Genomic DNA, 15988 nt, shown 5'->3' on the forward strand with positions numbered 1-15988 from the left:
TATGAGAGTGAATAAGTTCAATAAATCAGCAAGAGGCTTTACGTTAGTTGAATTACTCATTGCGATGACGCTTGGTGTTTTTATGATGACAGGTGTTCTGTCTGTTTTTTATCATCTAAGCAAAGTTATGCACAACAAGATGCCTTAGGTCAAATGCAAGAAAACGCGCGTTATGCCTTAGAAATGCTTGCTCGAGATACTCGCATGGCGGGTTTTGGAGGGTGTTTCTAATACAATTAGCGTCGCTAACACTTTAAGTTCAGGTTACACAGGAGCGGCAACATCTTTTGCTAACGGCCTTACTGGATATCTGGGTGATGGCACTAATTCAACTTTCCCTTCTTCTTTTAAAAGTGTTTCTGAACCAAATACCGATGCCATTATTATTCATACTGTTAATAACGATGGAGCATTAATTGTCGCTAGCCATAATACAAACTCAGCAAAAGTTAGTTTTACAACTTCAAATAGTACTTTAAAAACAGGCGATATTATTGTTTTGGTTGATGCTAATTGCTCTAATATGGCAATTTATGCTAATACAGGCCCAACAAATAACAATAATAATGCTGGCCATAGTCTTCATAATGATGGCAATATTTCAGGGTTTTCATACAAAAACTGTGTAAAAAAGAAATTGAAAGGAAATTTTACCTGTGCAGATACCTCAGCGGGGCTTGAACGGTCTTATTCTCCCGGATCATCAGTTTATAAAATGGATAGCTTTGCTTATTATGTCGGGCCTTCATCTTCCGATTCCTCAATATTAAGCCTTTATCGCCAAGATGTAAGTGGTTCTTCTGGTGCTAGTGAGGTTGTTGAAGGCATTTCTGACTTAGGTATCTTTTATGGAGTGAAAACAGGCAGTAATGTGCAATATCTGAGGGCTGATGGTGTCACGGCCGCCAACTGGATTAATGTCCAATCTGTACGCTATAACGTGACGGTAAGAAGTTTGTCGACTGTTAATGGATCTCCCGTCACAAATACCTTCTCTACCACAGTAAAGTTAAGGAATAGGAGTTAACTATGCTGAACAAGCAAAAAGGCGAGATTATTATTATCAGTTTGATTATGATGTTGCTGTTAACCATTGTTGGCTTAACAGGGGTGCGAATAAGTAATTTAGAAGAGCGAATGTCGGGTAACTTTAGAGATCACGAAATTGCTTTTCAATCAGCAGAAGCGACCCTTGTAGAAGCGGAAGCTTTTGTGGAGAACACAACATTTGTAGTTGGAAATTTTCAATCGGGATGTACAGGAAGTCAATGTTTTACTTCGACATGTACAAATGGATTATGTTTTAACGGTAGTTTTCCTACTACTGGAGCTCCTGCGAGTAGTTGCAGTGCTGGGTTGACTAATCCCTGGGAAGACTGGGCTTTGTGGACAGATGGTAGTGGAAAATATAAGTTGGCAACGTCCCTAACTGGGACATCTTCAGCCGCAAAATACATTGTTGAATTTCGTTGTTTTATGGTTCGAGATGATACCAACAGCGATCCAAACGCCAATTTAATAGCTGAATGGGCATACTCTTTTCGAATAACCGCATTAGCAAGAGGTGGAACTGCAGACTCACAGGTGATGCTTCAAACCACCTATAAAAAGATTTAATTAATGCGTTGTTGTAGAAAAATAAATAAGGTACTAAACATGTGTAAATCAAAACTATTATTACAAAGGGTTTTATTTATTGGAGCATTTTTAGGTGCAATAATAAGTCCGTGGCGATCGGCAATAGCCGCAGATCCATCTTCAGCAGACTTTTCAAGTTCGCCAGCTATCCTAAGCCAAAATGTAGTGCCAATGGTGCTCTTTGGTATGTCTAATGATCACCAACTTTTCTATAAAGCATATACCGATTATGATGACTTAGATGCAGATGGAACGCTCGATACTACTTATTTACATTCTTTTTGTATTACGGCTATTTCGATAGTAAAAAGTGTTATAGCTACGACTCTAAGGTATTTACTCCGGAATCATTGGCTGATAGTGATAATTATTGTACCGGAAACAATAGTAAGTATTGGTCGGGTAATTACCTTAACTGGGCAACCATGGCTCGAATTGATACGGTGAGAAAATTACTTTATGGTGGTTATAGAAGTACAGACACTGATTCCAACACTGTATTAGAGCGCACTTATTTACCAAATGATGCGCATAGTTTTGCAAAATTCTATGATGGAGATGATCTCACAAAACTAACCCCATTTAAGAATAATGAAGTCTCTTCTGGGATAACGATTTGTAATACCACAGTAAACAATAACAATAAATATTCACACCAAGTGAATGATGCGCCACTTATTCGTGTTGCAAAAGGTAATTACTCTCTTTGGGTCGCTAATGAGCGTTGGCAATGTCGTTGGTATGATGAGAAAGGTAATAATTATGATAATGATAATGACTCATCATTATCGGATATAGAGGCTAACCCTGATAGCCCTGAGAAAGCGACAAATAAACAGGGATTGGGTGAGGTTGATTATGTTGCACGAGTAGAGGCTTGTGTTTCAGAAGCATTAATTGGCTCTGAGAACTGTAAAAAATACCCAGACGGAAATTATAAACCTATAGGGCTTGTACAAAAATATGGTGACGATGGTATTGTTAACTTTGGTTTAATGACAGGAAGTTATGCTAAAAATAAATCAGGCGGAGTATTAAGAAAAAATGTAGGCCCTACAAGTGATGAAATTAATACAACAACTGACGGAACATTAAAAACAACTCCAACTGCTGGTAGTATTATTGGTACTTTGAATAGCTTTCGATTATATGGTTATTCTCATAACGATGGGCGATATACCAGTGGGGATAGTTGTCCATGGGCTCTAAGTTCTTTTAGTAATGGAAATTGCTCTAACTGGGGAAATCCTGTCGCTGAAATTTTATCAGAATGTTACCGTTATTATGCTGGGAAAAGTGCCAACACTGCTTTTAGCGCCGATGATTCTGGAAGGTTTTCAAATTTAAAAACTGCAACTTGGTTAGATCCATTAAACACAGTTAACGAATGTGCAAAACTTAATGTTATTATGCTTAATGCTAGCAGTATTTCCTACGATGCAGATGAATTAACAAAGTTTGATTCAGATTTTAATGCAGATTCTGAAGCCTTAACTAAAACCATTGGTGACAGTGAAGGAATCACTGGTAATGAATTTTTTGTTGGTGAAAATGGTACTGCAAACAACCAGCTTTGTACTGCAAAAACTGTAAATAATTTAGGCCAGGTAGAAGGTACTTGTCCTGATGCTCCTCGCCTTGATGGTAGTTATAAAATTGCTGGAGTTGCACACTTTGCCCATAGTAATGATATTCGAGCGAGTGGCACAACTGCATTAGCTGGTGAGCAGGTAGTAACTACCTATGGTGTTGCTTTATCCCCTTCTGTTCCATCTATTACAATACCTGTCCCAGGGAGTGATACTAAAACTGTTAGTATATTACCTGCCTGTCGTAATAAAACACTTTCCCCTAATGCCAACTGTGCCATTGTAGATTTTAAAATTGCAAAAGCTTACCAAGAGGATGGAAGTACTGGGGAATATATTGGTACGCTTTATGTTAACTGGGAAGATAGTGAACAGGGCGGGGATTACGATCAAGATATGTGGGGTACCATAAAATATCGTATTTCTTCAAATGAAGTAACAATCTTTACTGATGTTATTGCTCAATCCACGGGTAATAAAATGGGGTTTGGTTATGTTATTAGTGGCACTACTCAGGATGGCTTTCATGTACATTCTGGCATTAATAATTTTACTGACTCTGATGCAGACCCGTCTATTACCGATTGTTCTTCTAAATGTACAACTGGAAATGCGACTACATCTTATACTTATACCATTGGTAGCTCAACTGCCTCCTTATTAGAAACACCTTTGTTCTATGCCGCCAAATGGGGCGGATTTACAGATTTAGACGGCGATAAAAAACCATCGAGTTCTGCTGAATGGGACCAAAAAAATAATACAACAGGTGATACGGGCAGTGATGGTATTCCTGATAATTACTTTTTAGCGACTAATCCTTCACAATTAGAGTCTCAACTTAAACAGGTGCTTGATTCTATTATCGCATCAACGGCCTCTGGTTCAGCCGCTGTTGTTTCTAACAGCACTTCTGGTGTGGGTGCTGTTTATCAAGCGCTTTATCAACCACAAAAAACGGAAGGCAATGATACCGTTGAATGGATTGGTAGCCTGAATGGTATTTTTATTGATGATAATTCAAACTTACGTGAAGATAGCGACGGTGATGGTGTACTGGATGGTTATGATGTAGATAAGAAAATAATCATTTCCTATAATGAAAGCCAAAATGATACTTTCTTTCAACGTTATACTACATCAGATGGTGGAGAGAATTTTACAGCCACTGGCTCATTAGAGGCCCTAAGTGATTTAAAATCAATATGGAGTGCTGTCGATCAACTTGCTAGCTTTACAAATACTGGGGTCAGAAACCAAAGATCTTACACTTCTTCAGTCGCTAATGGCCGTTATATATTTACAGCCTTTAACAATTCCAGCAATGATTTTGTTAATAATAATGACAAAGTGGACTTTACCACTAGCGCAATGACTTCTGCTAATGGGGATCGTTATCTGGCTGTCGATTCCACTGAAACGGCTGATTTAGTTAACTATATAAGAGGTGATGACTCTATTTCGAATAGTAGAAACAGAACTATTTCCGGCACTACTTGGCGCTTAGGTGACATTATTCATTCATCACCGGTAATGGTTTCCAGCCCTGATGCCGGTTACGATATTAGTCATAGTGATACAAGTTATGGCGAATTTTTAGCGCAATACAGTGATCGTCGACAAGTCGTTTATGTCGGTGCTAATGATGGTATGTTACATGCTTTTAATGCAGGATTCTGGGAGGAGGCAAATAGTAAGTTTAGTACAACTAATGGAAGCCTTACCGCTCACCCACTTGGTTCAGAATTATGGGCTTATGCACCTAGTAATTTATTACCTCACCTGCAATGGTTAAAAGAGGTTGATTACCCACATGTGTATTACATGGATGGAGTCGGTTTTGCTCAAGATGTGAAAATATTTGAAGATGACACTACACACAAAAATGGTTGGGGAACTATTTTAGTGATGGGGATGCGTTATGGTGGTGGAGCTATGGATCTTGACACAAATGGAGATGGCACCGCAGATAAAAGCACTGGTTCAGGTTATGTGATTATGGATATTACCGACCCAGAAAGTCCTCCTGTATTATTAGCAGAGATCACTGCGCCCGAAATTGGATATACAACCAGTAAACCCGCTATCGTGAAAAATATAAATGGCTCTAATAATGACTGGTTCTTAGTTTTTGGTTCTGGGCCTCATGGCAGTGGCACCTTGTTTACGGGGCATAGTGATCAAAATGCAAGGATTATCCAGGTAAATCTAAACACTGTTGCTAGTAATTCAAAAAATAATGCTACAGCAAGTATCTATAAAAGCGGATTTTCACCGACTGATAGTTTAAGTACAGAAACAAATAGTTTAGTAGGAGATATTACTGTCACTGATTGGGACTCGGACTTAAACGATGATGTGGTTTATTTTGGTACCTCTTCACTTGATGGTACAGATGTCGGGGGTAAGTTAATGAGACTTTCTCTATCTTCAGGTTCAGTAAATACACTTGTAGATGCACAAAGACCTATTATGAGTGAACCGTTAACAGGAGTAGATAGCACTATTAATAGTAATCGATGGGTAATGTCAGGTACAGGTAGGTATGTTACTAAAGCTGATTTAAGTGATACACGTCAGCAGTGGTTCTTTGGTGTTAAAGAACCTAAAGAAACCGATAATACCTATGATTATGATGATGCAGTTGCATTTTCAAACTTAGCAGATACTACTGATGTGCGTGTATATTCAGATGGTTCACTGGAGAATGTTGATGGCAGTGATTATTCTTTAGGTGGTGATACTATTTCAAATTTCGAAGAAATGAAAAATGGTACCTACACTACTCCGACTGCTGGCATGATAGGTCAGCCAGGTTGGAAAGTGAAGTTTGAAACTCCTGCTGGTGATCCAAGTGGACGCTCGACTGGCCCTGGTATTGCAGATCCCGTCAACACAGGTGTGTTTGTCTTTTTTGAATATGTACCTCCGAGTGAGATCTGTGAAGTCAATGGTGAGAGTTATATTTGGGCGCTTTCCTTTGAAACGGGAACATCAACCTATTATGCACCTATCGGGCAAGATACATCACTAACCAAAACCGTTGGTACAGAAACAGAAATTGCTTCATTAAATAAAATACCTGCAAGTGGCATCAGTGATCCTGATTCTGATAGTGAAAATAATAGTACGGGGCTTGTTAATGGAGCTACCTTCCATGTTGGAACTGATGGAGTGAAGCTAATTATTGGTGATTCTACTGGTAGTATTTCTACCTTAGAAATTAACACAGAAACAATTAGTGGCGGTCAAGGGCGTCAGTCATGGCGTCAAATAGATACCTCAAGCTTTTAAAAGGGTAAAATGTGAAAATAGTGAAAGGCTTTACCCTTATTGAATTACTGATTGCGATTGCGATTGTTGGCATCATTGTCGCGGTCGCTTTGCCTAGCTATCAAGATTCTTTACAAAGAACGAGACGATCTGACGCGCTTTCTACTTTGACAAGAAACGCGATGTTAGAGGAACGTTTTTATACTTCTAATAATAGTTATAGTAATTCAATGGCTGATTTAGGAGGAACAACATCTGATGAGGGCTATTATACAATATCGGTTGATACCTCGGCTTGTACAAGTAGCTGTTTTAGCTTGTCGGCAACGCCTGTTTCTGGTAAATCACAGGCTAATGATGAAACTTGTTGGACGATAATTCTTATTCATACAGGCCAAAAGTCTTCAAAAGATAAAACGGGTACGGTTAACCCGAGTGGTACTTGTTGGTAATCATCTATTATTGGAAATTTTTTAATGACTTATCGAGTGCGATAAGTCATTAAAATTTTTTCGCTATTATTACTGCTGTAACATCGCAAGTAATTGTTTCTCTAACTTAGTTTGATCAATAGTAAAGTTACGAATACCTTCGGCAAGTTTCTCGGTTGCCATTGCATCTTCATTTAATAACCATCTAAATTTTCCTTCAGAAAGAGGTGCTACTAATTTTCGTTCGCTTGTCGGAGTCATTGATAATTGCTGATCAATTAACTGATCGCTGGACTCAAGCTCAGCCATTAAATCTGGGCTAATGGTTAGGCGATCACATCCTGCTAAGGCTAGCACTTCCTCAACACTTCTAAAGCTGGTCGCCATCACAATGGTTTTGTAATCCTGTTGTTTATAATAATTATAAATTTTAGTGACGGAAAGTACGCCAGGATCTTCCTGTGCTGGGTAATAGCTTATGCCTGTTTGTTTTTTGTACCAGTCTAGAATACGTCCTACAAAAGGTGAAATGAGGTAAACACCAGCCTCTGCGCAAGCCTGTGCCTGTGCAAAACTAAATAACAAAGTGAGGTTACAGTTAATTCCTTGGCGTTTCTAATTGCTCAGTCGCCTTGATACCTTCCCAGGTGGTCGCCAGTTTAATTAAAATACGATCGTTACTGATCCCGGCTTCATTATAAAGAGCGATTAATTGTTGTGCTTTTTTAATAGAGGCATTGGTATCAAAGGATAAACGTGAATCAACCTCTGTAGAGATACGTCCCGGGACTATTTTTAATATTTCTAAACCGACTAATACAGATAATTTATCACAGGCAAGCTCACCTTGTTTTTGTTGATTTTCTGTTTGTCTTTTTGCCCAATCAGTCGCTTCAATAAGTAGATGCTGATAATTATCAAGGGACGCCGCTTTGAGTAAAAGGGAAGGATTAGTGGTTGCATCCTGTGGTTGAAATTTTTTAATGGCTTCAACATCACCCGTATCAGCAACAACCGTCGAAAGTTTTTTTAGTTGTGAAAGTTGGTTGGTCATTCTTTTCGCCTATTTTATTTTTATAACGAGTTTATTGTTTAAGCCTGATTTCGTTAGAAAGTTAAGTTTCTTAACGCTAATTATTGTAGTGCGTTAACCCTATTTGTAACAATAGAAAGGCCTTTAAGCAAGGTACTAATGTTAATAAATTCTATTGCAAACCTTACCTATTTATTATTGTGAAAGAGATCACCCATTTACATTTTATTTAATGCAATGTAGGTAACGAACGTATAAATTCCATTTATCGAAACGTTTGCGTAAACGTTTCGATAGGTTGTTTTATTGGTTTGTATTTTCTCAGTTTAATTGAAAGGGTGAGCATTAATGAAAAAAACACCGCTGTTGAATCCACAGTTATCCTGCTTGGTTGCTTCTCTTGGCCATTTTGATGAAATCACTATTTGTGATGCTGGTTTACCGATTGATCCGGCTAATCAGCGTATTGATCTTGCGTTAACTTATGGCATCCCAGGTTTTATTGATACTGTTAAAGTGTTACTAGCTGAAATACATATTGTAGGGGTATTTTTAGCGACAGAGCTTGAACAACAGAACCCTGATTTATATCACGCCTTAATTGAATTATTAAAGTTACAGCAAGTTAACGGTCATCAAATAGATATTCAATATATCAGCCATGAATCATTCAAGCAGCTGAAACAGGCCAAAGTAAAGCAATTGTTCGTACTGGTGAGTGTAGCCCTTATGCCAACATCATTTTTCAATCTGGTGTAGTGTTTTGATGCTTACTTTTAAAATATCTTTTAGTCATAGCAGGAATTTAATATGCAAGAACCTATTTTAGCGCTCAAACATATTCATAAATCTTTCCCTGGAGTAAAAGCGTTAGATGGCGCTTCATTAAATGTGTACCCAGGAAAAGTGATGGCGCTATTAGGGGAAAATGGTGCAGGTAAGTCAACTTTAATGAAAGTATTAACAGGGATTTATCAAGAAGATGAAGGCGAGATAACTTACCAAAATGAAGTCGTTCATTACTCTGGGCCTAGAGAATCACAATTAGCGGGCATTAGTATTATTCATCAAGAATTAAACCTGATTGGTGAGTTAACCATTGCAGAGAATATTTTTTTAGGAAGAGAAAAAACTAATCGCTTCGGTGCGATTAATTGGCCTTTAATGTTTAAAGAAGCTGATGCTTTATTAGCACGCCTTAACGTCAAACGTAAATCGTCACAGTTATTAAGTGAATTAAGCCTAGGTGAGCAACAAATGGTAGAGATTGCTAAAGCACTCTCTTTTAAATCCAAAGTTATTATTATGGATGAACCAACAGATGCATTAACAGATACAGAAACGGAATTTTTATTTGGCATTATTAATGAATTAAGAAGTGAGGGGTATGGCATTGTTTATATTTCTCACCGATTAAAAGAGATATTTGAAATTTGTGATGATATTACCGTATTAAGAGACGGCAAGTTTATCGGACAACGAAAAGTCGCTGATATTGATGAAGATACCTTGATTGAATTGATGGTTGGGCGTCGCTTAGATGAACAGTTCCGCATGTAGATCATACTCAATCAAGTGAATGTTTACAGGTTAAAAATCTCTCAGCCAAAGGGGTTTATGATGTCAGCTTTTCGCTTAATCATGGTGAGATCTTAGGGGTATCAGGATTGATGGGAGCGGGACGCACTGAATTGATGAAAGCGATTTATGGCGCTATACCATGTATTTCTGGCGAGGTTATTTTAGAAGGCCTGCGTATCAGTATTAACAACCCTCAACAGGGGCTAGTGAATGGTATTGCCTATATTTCCGAGGATCGTAAAGGTGACGGCTTAATATTAGGTCTATCTGTTAAAGAAAATATGTCTTTATGTGCATTAAAAGATTTATCTCATCAACTACAAATAGATCACCAAGCAGAAGCGCTGGCGGTAAAAGATTTTATACGCTTATTTAATATTAAAACACCAACAATGAATCAAATGATTGGCAACCTGTCCGGTGGTAATCAGCAGAAAGTAGCTATTGCGAAGGGGTTGATGACACGACCTAAGGTTTTAATTTTAGATGAACCTACGCGTGGTGTTGATGTTGGCGCTAAAAAGGAAATCTACCAGTTAATTAATAAATTTAAAGCAGAAGGAATGAGTATTATTTTAATCTCTTCAGAGATGCCTGAGGTACTTGGCATGAGTGATCGAATTATGGTGATGCATCAGGGGCGTGTGAGTGGTGAATTTATTGCTTCCGATGCAGATCAAGAAAAACTAATGGCCTGCGCCGTTGGTAAAAAAATAAATGGAGTAGCGAGCATGAGTAGTCGTACGGCCAATGATCAAGACACAAAGAAAGGCAATTCTTTCATCAGTAAAGAGTGGCTAGTTGAGCAAAAATCTTTAATCGCCTTAATTTTGTTGATCGCTGTAGTGGCATTGATGAATGAGTATTTTTTTACCCTTAGCAATATACTTAATATTCTTCGTCAAACCTCTGTTATTGCTATTTTAGTCGCTGGTATGACCTTAGTTATATTGACAGCTGGTATCGATTTAAGTGTAGGTTCGATTTTGGCACTGTGTGGCGCCTTTGTCGCCAGCATGATAGGCATGGAAATTTCAGTCTGGATTGCAGTGCCAGTTTCATTAATAGGAGGTGCTGTACTTGGTTCTATGACAGGTATGATTATCGCCAAGGGACAAGTACAAGCTTTTATTGCAACACTGGTAACTATGACTTTGTTACGTGGTGTCACTATGGTTTATACCGATGGAAGACCGATTTCGACTGGGTTCACGGATGTTGCTGACGCTTTTGCATGGTTTGGTACTGGATATTTATTTGGCATACCAGTACCTGTCTGGCTAATGATTTGTGTCTTTGCTGTGATTTGGTATTTGCTCAATCATACTCGTTTTGGTCGTTATATTTATGCGCTAGGTGGCAATGAGTCTGCGACAGTTTTGTCGGGTATTAATGTCGATCGTATTAAAGTTGGTGTGTATGCAATTTGTGGATTTTTATCTGCTTTGGCAGGGATCATTATTACTTCTCGTTTATCCTCAGCACAACCTACGGCAGGGATGGGATATGAATTGGATGCCATCGCCGCCGTAGTGGTTGGAGGAACCAGTTTAATGGGTGGAAAAGGGCGCATTATGGGGACACTAATTGGCGCTTTAATTATTGGTGTACTGAATAATGCTCTGAATTTATTAGATGTTTCATCTTACTACCAAATGATAGTGAAAGCCGTTGTGATTTTATTAGCGGTATTAGTAGATAGAAAACACAAGTGATAGACATTGTCTAAAAAATTAATTTCAAAAGCACGAAAGCATAACGCTTTCGTTATTAACTGTAACAAAAAGGAAAATAACATGAAAAAGATCACGACGTTAATTTCAGCCGCTGTTATATCAGCTTCTTTTAGTGCGACTGCTATGGCGCAAGATACGCTTGCACTGGTTGTTTCAACTCTTAATAACCCCTTTTTCGTTTCAATGAAAGAAGGGGCTGAAAAGAAAGCTGAACAATTAAACTATCAATTGATTGTATTAGATTCACAAAATGATCCTAGTAAGGAATTATCTAATGTTGAAGATCTGATCACCCGTGGCGTAAAGGCAATTTTAATTAATCCTACGGATTCAGATGCTGTTGCAAATGCTATTCGCGCAACAAACCAAGCGAGCATTCCTGTTTTAACATTAGACCGTGGTGCAAGCCGAGGCGAAGTGGTAACACATATAGCTTCTGATAATGTTGCTGGTGGTGAAATGGCTGGTAAATTCATCAGTGAAACAATTGGTAAAAATGCAAAAGTAGTTCAACTTGAAGGGATCGCTGGTACTTCTGTCGCTCGTGAACGTGGTGAAGGTTTTATGAAGGCGGTTAAATCAGAAAGTATGGATTTATTAGCAAGTCAACCAGCAGATTTTGACCGTACTAAAGGTCTTAATGTTATGGAAAATTTATTAGCATCAAAACCAGATACGCAGGCTGTATTTGCACAAAATGATGAAATGGCATTAGGCGCATTACGTGCTGTTAAAGCTTCTGGAAAAGATATCTTTATTGTTGGCTTTGATGGTACAGATGATGGCATTGTCGCCGTTAAAAGTGGCATGCTTGGTGCGACAATTGCTCAACAACCTGCATTAATTGGTGAGCTTGGTGTTGAATCTGCGGTTAAGGTGTTACAAGGGGTAAGCGTAGCTAAAAATATTCCTGTGCCACTGATGATGGTTGTTAAATAAGCTTAACTGTCTAAATAAAAGAAAAACAACAACAAGATGTTGTTGTTTTTCTCTATAACTAGCGACAACGGTATTTTGAATAAAAAAGTAAAGAAGTGATTTTAACAAAAAGATAAAGGTAATTTTTATGAGCAAGCTTGTTGTTTTAGGTAGTGTCAATGCAGATCATGTATTGCATGTTGCTAATTTCCCTAGAGCGGGGGAGACAATGCATGGTCATCATTACGCAGTTATTGCTGGGGGAAAGGTGCAAATCAAGCGGTAGTCAGCTGCTCGTTTAGGCGCAGATGTCGCTTTTATTGCCTGTGTGGGAGACGACAATTTTGGCCTTGATATACGAGAAAATTTTAATAAAGATGCGATTAATGTTGATGCAGTAATGATCGAAAAAAATACCCCTACGGGCATCGCTATGATTCAAGTTGCTGACTCTGGTGAAAATAGTATCTGTATTTCAGCGGAAGCAAATGCAAAATTAACCGTTGAACGTTTACAACCTCATTTAAATACTATTGCTCAGGCTGAAATGCTATTGATGCAATTAGAAACACCGATAGAAAGTGTATTGGAGGTCGCTAAAGTTGCTAGCCGCTCATCAACAAAAGTGATTTTAAACCCCGCCCCAGCACAATGCTTAAGTGATGAGTTACTAGCTTTAGTTGATATTATTACGCCGAATGAAACTGAAGCGCAGGTATTAACGGGGATAGAAGTTACTGATGATGCTTCTGCTCAAAAAGTCGCAGACTATTTACATAAAAAAGGCATTAAGCTGGTATTGATTACCTTAGGTAAGCAAGGCGTTTGGATTAGCGAAAATAACGAAGGTTATAACATTAGTGGCTTTAGTGTTAAAGCAATTGATACAACCGCCGCTGGCGACACCTTTAATGGTGCGTTATTAACCAGTTTATTAGAAAAAACAACTTACAACAGGCTATCAAATTTGCTCATGTCGCAGTACGCAATTACTGTCACTGGTATGGGGGCACAAACTTCTATTCCTTATAGGAAAGAGGTTGATCAATTCTTAGTAAAAATGCTGTAAACTGCAACTTCTAATTATCATGAGTAAATTAATTACATAGGAATAACAAGCCCCGATGGCAACCATAAAAGATGTCGCTAAACATGCTAAAGTCTCAACTTCAACGGTCAGTCATGTTTTAAACAAGACTCGTTATGTGAGTGAAGATGTAACCTCGCGTGTAATGTTAGCGGTTGAGGCATTAAATTATGCCCCCTCAGCCTTAGCACGCAGTTTAAAGCTAAAAAATACTCGTACTTTTGGTATGTTAGTAACTACTTCTACCAACCCTTTTTCGCAGAAGTAGTTAAAGGGGTAGAACGTCGTTGTTACGAAGAAGGGTATAGTTTATTACTTTGTCATACTGAAGGTGATTTAGAACGCTTACGATTTAATATCGATATGTTGCTACAAAAAAGAGTAGATGGCTTATTACTGATGAGTGATGAAATTTCGCATCATCCTTTGGATATTTTTAGTCGCCATAAAGCCGTCCCAACAGTGGTGCTTGATTCTAGTGTCACCAGTTTTCCTGCGGATACGATCCAAGATAATTCTTTGCATGGTGGTTATCTAGCAACGCAACATTTAATTGAAAAAGGGCATGTTAAAATTGGTTGCATAACTGGCCCCTTGATAAGCAAGTGGCGATAAAACGACTTGCTGGATATAAAAAAGCGATGCAGGAGGCAAATCTTGATATTAACGAGAATTGGATCGCCTCTGGTAACTTTGAATGTGAAGGTGGTAAACAAGCATTTGAGACGATAATTAATACAGGTCATATGCCCACTGCTTTATTTGTTTGTAATGATATGATGTCCATGGGGGTTATTAATACTGCTAATAAACATGGTTTGTCTGTGCCACAGGATCTATCTATTGTAGGATATGATAATATTAAATTGTCTGAATATATCAGCCCCTCTTTAACTACTATTCATCAACCAAAATTTAATCTTGGTAAAACCGCCTTTGATACTTTACTTGATCAAATTCAAGGGCAACGAGAAGGTAACATTGAAATACAATTAGAGCCTCGCTTAGTAGTACGTGATAGTGTTAAAGTAATAAACTAATTAGTTTCACTGAATCATTTTAAACAGATAAAACACTCGTATATCGGGTGTTTTTTTATTTGTCAGTTTTAAATAATAGAAAATAGGTTAAAAGGTTTTTATGGAGTCATCATTTCCGATTTTATCAACGGCAGTACTGATATTTTTTATATTAGATCCCTTTGGCAATGTGCCATTAATTCTGAGTATTTTAAAGAATATAGATAAACAAAGACACAGTAAGATTATTATAAGAGAAATGCTAATCGGTCTTTTTATTTTGGTTGTTTTCTTATTTTTTGGAGAGCAATTTTTAAGTCTGTTTCATTTAGAAACTCAAGCGATAACCATTGCTGGTGGCATTATCTTTTTTGTCATTTCCTTAAAAATGATTTTTCCTGATCCTAAGGGAGATATGTTTGCGGTGAGTAAAGGTGATGAACCTTTAGTTGTGCCAATTGCAGTTCCTATGATTGCAGGGCCAGCCGCACTTGCCACTTTAATGGTTTTAGCTAAAACCAATAAGGAACACTCTTGGGAGTTATTTTTGTCGCTTTTATTAGCATGGGGACTAGCTTCGATCGTGTTACTTTTTTCGCCTAAATTATATAAACTTCTTAAAGTTAAAGGGTTAACAGCCTTAGAACGATTAATGGGAATGTTATTGTTAATTATGTCGGTGCAGATGTTTATTGATGGGATTCGTTCTTTGTTACCGACCTTTGTTTAATACTGTATGATTCATTCAGGCTTATTTTGATCAGCCTGAATGAGTAATTAGCTCGCTTGGCTTTTTTCAATTCTGTCCATGCGGGTTAGCATTTTTTAAGCATAAAGCTGACGCCAATAAAAGCAAAGCTCGCAGTAACCATAGTAGAAGCACCAAAGCCACTGGCACAATCCATTTTTAGACTACCATCTGATTCAGCTTTCTCTTTACAAACTTCACCGTTCATATCAGGGTAACTGAGTTGCTCGGTGGAAAATACACAATCAATATGAAATTTACGTTTTACATTTTTGCTAAAATTAAAATGACGGCGTAATTCAGAACGTACTTTAGCCGCTAAAGGGTCTTGAATTGTTTTTGCTAGATCAGTCACTTGTATCTGTGTTGGATCTAGTTGCCCACCTGCACCACCGCAGGTTAATAAAGGATATTTATTCCGCTTACAATGTGCAACAAGTGCGACTTTGGCATGGATGCTATCAATTGCATCAAATACATAATCCATATCACTGGATAAGTACTCAAAGCAGTTTTGTTTATCGATAAAATCATCAACACAGTTAACGATAATCTCAGGGTTTATCTGCTTACAACGTTTAGCCATAACTTCTATTTTTTGCTTTCCAACACTATCCGTTAAAGCATGTACTTGACGATTAATATTAGTAACACACAAATCATCCATATCAATCAAAGTTAGTTTTCCAATACCTGAACGAGCCAGAGATTCGACTACCCAAGAACCCACACCACCAATACCAATCACACAGATATGGGCATCTTTAAAGCGTTGTAATGCTTTAGTGCCATATAAACGTTTAATACCGCCAAAGCGATTTTCATATTGTTCGGTCATCAGAGAGCTCTTCATTATTTTGGAAGGCGAGATTATACGCATTGTTATTTAATATATAAAGAGAGAGGAAGGGAAAGTTATTAGTGGTTGGAGGTTG

13 protein-coding genes and 4 pseudogenes are annotated in these 15988 nt (G+C 37.9%); 15 read left to right on the forward strand and 2 right to left on the reverse strand.

What is annotated here, in order from left to right; translation table 11 throughout:
* The first annotated feature begins 1 nt into the window (after position 1).
* The 5 genes from ACLKMH_RS07175 to ACLKMH_RS07195 all read left to right on the forward strand — a co-directional run bounded on the left by ACLKMH_RS07175 (position 2) and on the right by ACLKMH_RS07195 (position 6952).
* Complete coding sequence (locus tag ACLKMH_RS07175) at positions 2-148, forward strand: PilW family protein (protein WP_413701432.1); 147 nt, start codon at positions 2-4, stop codon at positions 146-148.
* Between the two features lie 66 nt (positions 149-214).
* On the forward strand, positions 215-1027 hold the full coding sequence (locus tag ACLKMH_RS07180; protein WP_413701433.1) for a PilW family protein: 813 nt from the start codon (positions 215-217) through the stop codon (positions 1025-1027).
* Between the two features lie 2 nt (positions 1028-1029).
* The gene (locus ACLKMH_RS07185) at positions 1030-1617 is read left to right on the forward strand and encodes a PilX N-terminal domain-containing pilus assembly protein (RefSeq protein ID WP_413701434.1); all 588 of its coding nucleotides are present in this window, start codon (positions 1030-1032) and stop codon (positions 1615-1617) included.
* A 371-nt stretch (positions 1618-1988) separates the two neighbouring features.
* Positions 1989-6521: a pilus assembly protein gene (locus ACLKMH_RS07190; RefSeq protein WP_413701435.1), complete on the forward strand. Its 4533-nt coding sequence runs from the start codon at positions 1989-1991 to the stop codon at positions 6519-6521.
* 11 nt (positions 6522-6532) lie between these two features.
* Positions 6533-6952 carry a type IV pilin protein gene (locus tag ACLKMH_RS07195; protein WP_413701436.1) on the forward strand — a complete coding sequence of 140 codons (420 nt, stop codon included), beginning with the start codon at positions 6533-6535 and terminating at the stop codon, positions 6950-6952.
* A gap of 69 nt (positions 6953-7021) precedes the next feature.
* Here ACLKMH_RS07195 and tal read toward each other — a convergent pair.
* Positions 7022-7985: pseudogene (gene tal, locus ACLKMH_RS07200) on the reverse strand (transaldolase).
* A 327-nt stretch (positions 7986-8312) separates the two neighbouring features.
* Here tal and rbsD point away from each other — a divergent pair.
* From rbsD to ACLKMH_RS07250, 10 genes and pseudogenes are all read left to right on the forward strand, one after another.
* Positions 8313-8731 (forward strand): annotated as a pseudogene (gene rbsD / locus ACLKMH_RS07205) (D-ribose pyranase).
* Positions 8732-8774: 43 nt separating this feature from the next.
* Positions 8775-10264, forward strand: a pseudogene (gene rbsA / locus ACLKMH_RS07210) (ribose ABC transporter ATP-binding protein RbsA); the annotation flags it as partial.
* A 12-nt stretch (positions 10265-10276) separates the two neighbouring features.
* Positions 10277-11260 (forward strand): ribose ABC transporter permease, encoded by a 984-nt coding sequence (rbsC, locus tag ACLKMH_RS07215; RefSeq protein WP_413702280.1) that lies wholly within the window; start codon positions 10277-10279, stop codon positions 11258-11260.
* A gap of 81 nt (positions 11261-11341) precedes the next feature.
* Entirely contained in the window at positions 11342-12220 is an 879-nt protein-coding gene (gene rbsB / locus ACLKMH_RS07220; protein ID WP_413701437.1) for a ribose ABC transporter substrate-binding protein RbsB, read from the forward strand.
* Positions 12221-12347: 127 nt separating this feature from the next.
* The gene (locus ACLKMH_RS07225) at positions 12348-12485 is read left to right on the forward strand and encodes a hypothetical protein (RefSeq protein ID WP_413701438.1); all 138 of its coding nucleotides are present in this window, start codon (positions 12348-12350) and stop codon (positions 12483-12485) included.
* Between the two features lie 15 nt (positions 12486-12500).
* Positions 12501-13268 (forward strand): annotated as a pseudogene (gene rbsK / locus ACLKMH_RS07230) (ribokinase); the annotation flags it as partial.
* 55 nt (positions 13269-13323) lie between these two features.
* Positions 13324-13554, forward strand: a complete 231-nt coding sequence (locus ACLKMH_RS07235) for a LacI family DNA-binding transcriptional regulator (protein WP_413701439.1) — start codon at positions 13324-13326, stop codon at positions 13552-13554.
* Positions 13449-13901 carry a hypothetical protein gene (locus tag ACLKMH_RS07240; RefSeq protein WP_413702281.1) on the forward strand — a complete coding sequence of 151 codons (453 nt, stop codon included), beginning with the start codon at positions 13449-13451 and terminating at the stop codon, positions 13899-13901. Before ACLKMH_RS07235 ends, ACLKMH_RS07240 begins: the two co-directional genes overlap by 106 nt.
* Complete coding sequence (locus tag ACLKMH_RS07245) at positions 13865-14326, forward strand: substrate-binding domain-containing protein (protein ID WP_413701440.1); 462 nt, start codon at positions 13865-13867, stop codon at positions 14324-14326. The genes ACLKMH_RS07240 and ACLKMH_RS07245 overlap by 37 nt, the downstream gene beginning before the upstream one ends.
* A gap of 100 nt (positions 14327-14426) precedes the next feature.
* Positions 14427-15035, forward strand: a complete 609-nt coding sequence (locus tag ACLKMH_RS07250; protein WP_413701441.1) for a MarC family protein — start codon at positions 14427-14429, stop codon at positions 15033-15035.
* A gap of 85 nt (positions 15036-15120) precedes the next feature.
* Here the strand turns inward: ACLKMH_RS07250 and tcdA are convergent, their stop codons facing one another.
* Positions 15121-15891: a tRNA cyclic N6-threonylcarbamoyladenosine(37) synthase TcdA gene (tcdA, locus tag ACLKMH_RS07255; RefSeq protein ID WP_413701442.1), complete on the reverse strand. Its 771-nt coding sequence runs from the start codon at positions 15889-15891 to the stop codon at positions 15121-15123.
* Between the last annotated feature and the right edge of the window lie 97 nt (positions 15892-15988).

It is taken from the genome of Psychromonas sp. KJ10-10 (genome assembly GCF_047323245.1).
In the GTDB taxonomy this organism is placed as follows: Bacteria; Pseudomonadota; Gammaproteobacteria; order Enterobacterales; family Psychromonadaceae; genus Psychromonas.

Coding starts and splice junctions, on each gene's coding strand:
- ACLKMH_RS07175 (WP_413701432.1), top strand. CDS start 2: ATGAGAGTGAATAAGTTCAATAAATCAGCAAGAGGCTTTACGTTAGTT.
- ACLKMH_RS07185 (WP_413701434.1), top strand. CDS start 1,030: ATGCTGAACAAGCAAAAAGGCGAGATTATTATTATCAGTTTGATTATG.
- rbsC (WP_413702280.1), top strand. CDS start 10,277: ATGAGTAGTCGTACGGCCAATGATCAAGACACAAAGAAAGGCAATTCT.
- rbsB (WP_413701437.1), top strand. CDS start 11,342: ATGAAAAAGATCACGACGTTAATTTCAGCCGCTGTTATATCAGCTTCT.
- ACLKMH_RS07225 (WP_413701438.1), top strand. CDS start 12,348: ATGAGCAAGCTTGTTGTTTTAGGTAGTGTCAATGCAGATCATGTATTG.
- ACLKMH_RS07235 (WP_413701439.1), top strand. CDS start 13,324: ATGGCAACCATAAAAGATGTCGCTAAACATGCTAAAGTCTCAACTTCA.
- ACLKMH_RS07250 (WP_413701441.1), top strand. CDS start 14,427: ATGGAGTCATCATTTCCGATTTTATCAACGGCAGTACTGATATTTTTT.
- tcdA (WP_413701442.1), bottom strand. CDS start 15,891: ATGACCGAACAATATGAAAATCGCTTTGGCGGTATTAAACGTTTATAT.